The sequence below is a fragment of the Limnospira sp. PMC 289.06 genome (assembly GCF_032350395.1).
Lineage (GTDB): Bacteria > Cyanobacteriota > Cyanobacteriia > Cyanobacteriales > Microcoleaceae > Limnospira > Limnospira platensis.
Window position 1 is genome coordinate 1 of the sequence record NZ_JARPLC010000163.1, and the last position, 2172, is coordinate 2172.

Below are 2172 nucleotides of genomic sequence, written 5' to 3' on the forward strand. Positions count from 1 at the left end.
AGTCCCTTGACACCAATCTGGACTTCTACAATTCCAAGACAAAGGTAAACGCTTCCAGGTTATTTGCTAATCAATCGGTCATACTCGGCATGGGTTCCAATCCAAAACCAAGAAATGCCGTTCTCTACTTCAACACCCAAAGCACGATAATTTAACCCTACTCTAACCGACCAATACCTTTTCCCCAGTTTTTTGAAATGGAGAGACGGATGAGACGGGTCAGATTTGAGTAAGTTGTAGCATTCATCGGCAGTTGTTTGTACAGCTTCCGGTAAAGCATGGTAACATTGCCAAAATCGTCGAGTGGTATAGTGCATCAGAGTTCTCGGCAATGTCCAGATACAAACTCCGCGATCGCCTCTTGAGCGAGGGCTTCTAAACGACCCTCGGCAATATCCTGTTCTATCTGTTCATCCCACCGTTGATAATCCAAATCAAAGAACCATTGTTTTAGTTTTTCAAACTCATGGGATGGCAGGGAGAGAATTGCTTGTTCAATTTCTTTCAGGTCGGACACAATTTTACCTCTGTCGTTGTTGTAGAAATTATAGCTGGGCTGGCAAGGCATCAGGGTAAACGAGATGCTCTAAAATCGAGCGTTATAGAAACCAATATTCTCAAATCTCCTCTAACCAGGTTTCGATCGCCGATATCAGATTCGGTTGATTGGGGGGAAAGCCTTTTAACGGCGCTTCTAGGGGTTCTGAGGTGAGAAATGCGATCGCAATTACCCCCGTCAGTTTTTGGCAAAAGGCCATGAGTTCTGGGGTGGGTTGGGTCGGGGTGGAAACCGTTTCGCTACCGAAGAGGATGGCACGGTGGGGGAGGAGGTGGGGCGCGTTTTAGGCTTTTGAGGTGGCGGCGCAGTTCAGCGGGGGTGGCGGGTTCCGGGGGGTCTTCGTCGGGACAGGTGATTTCCCAAATCAGTTCGATGACGGTGAGGGCGATTTCCCCTTCACGGGTTTCGTTGGCGAGGAGGTCGGCGTTGAGGCAATACAGGGGCAGGTGTTGCAGGGATTCCCAGGTGAGGGGAGAGGCGAAAGAGGGTTCGCCGCTATGGGGGGTTTGTTCGGTGACTTCGGGATGGGGAGTGGTGGGGGGATGGTGCCATGCTTGATAAAATTCGGGATAGGGGAGATTTTCGGCACAATTCCAAAGGACTTCGTAGGATGCCTCGAATCGTTTAAAGTTGTTTTGGTAAACTTCATCGCTGAGGTTGTGTTTTAAGGCTGAGACGAACCGTACAGATTGTTTTGGTGTGGTGAGCATTCCTCTCACTTTTGCCTGTCCATATGTCAATCTCTCAGTGTTAATGAGATTAATAAAAACATCAATTGCTTGAAAATTTTCTGAGTCAACCTTGTTTAGAGCAAGAGCCAATACAAATTGTCTTGTGCGAGAGACCAAAAAATTGTCGTTTGTAATAAGCTCAGAAAGAATCTTAATGACTTGACGATTATCTTTTCCGATTATACCTAAAGCATACACTAATCTTCCAAAATAAAAATCATGCCTGAATGTTTTTACAAGAGAAATTAAGGTAGGAATAATTTTATAGTTTTTGGCATCAATTCGAGCCAAATCTTTAGCAGCATGAGACCGAATATTTTCATGTTCAGCCTTGTTTTCAATAATCTTGACTAAACTCATGATTGCATTAGAATTTCCTTGACCAATTTCACCCAATGCCTCTACCGCACTACCACGGATATTCTCATCATTATCAGTATTTTCCAGAACCCTGATTAATGCTGCTATTGCATCAAAATTTCCTTGACCAATTTCACCCAATGCCTCTACCGCACTACCACGGATATTCTCATCATTATCAGTATTTTCCAAAACCCTGATTAATGCTGCTATTGCATCACGATTTCCTTGAGCAATTGTACTTAAACTAAATACCGCTCGCCTCCAGATATGCTCATTGTTCTTAGTATTGTTGATAACCCTGATTAATGCTGCTATTGCAACAAGATTTCCCTGGGGAATATATCTTAAAGCATACACTGCACTACTACGAGTCGATTCATTCTTAGAGGTTTCCATTAGTTCAACTAAAGTGATGATTGCATCAGGATTTCCCTGAGCAATTTTACCCATGCTCTTAGCCGCATCCTCACGGGTATCGTCATCCTCAGTAGTGCGGATTACTTCGAGCAATTCAGCGAT

General features: G+C 44.3%; 2 protein-coding genes and 1 pseudogene (1 of these 3 only partly in view). All 3 read right to left on the reverse strand.

Annotation, left to right across the window (positions count from 1 at the left end; genetic code table 11):
* Positions 1-59: 59 nt before the first annotated feature.
* Positions 60-317, reverse strand: a complete 258-nt coding sequence (locus tag P5674_RS21565; protein WP_014276949.1) for a ParE family toxin-like protein — start codon at positions 315-317, stop codon at positions 60-62.
* Entirely contained in the window at positions 317-517 is a 201-nt protein-coding gene (locus tag P5674_RS21570; RefSeq protein WP_006615836.1) for a hypothetical protein, read from the reverse strand. Before P5674_RS21570 ends, P5674_RS21565 begins: the two co-directional genes overlap by 1 nt.
* 100 nt (positions 518-617) lie before the next feature.
* Positions 618-2172 (reverse strand): annotated as a pseudogene (locus P5674_RS21580) (HEAT repeat domain-containing protein) (it continues 948 nt past the right edge of the window).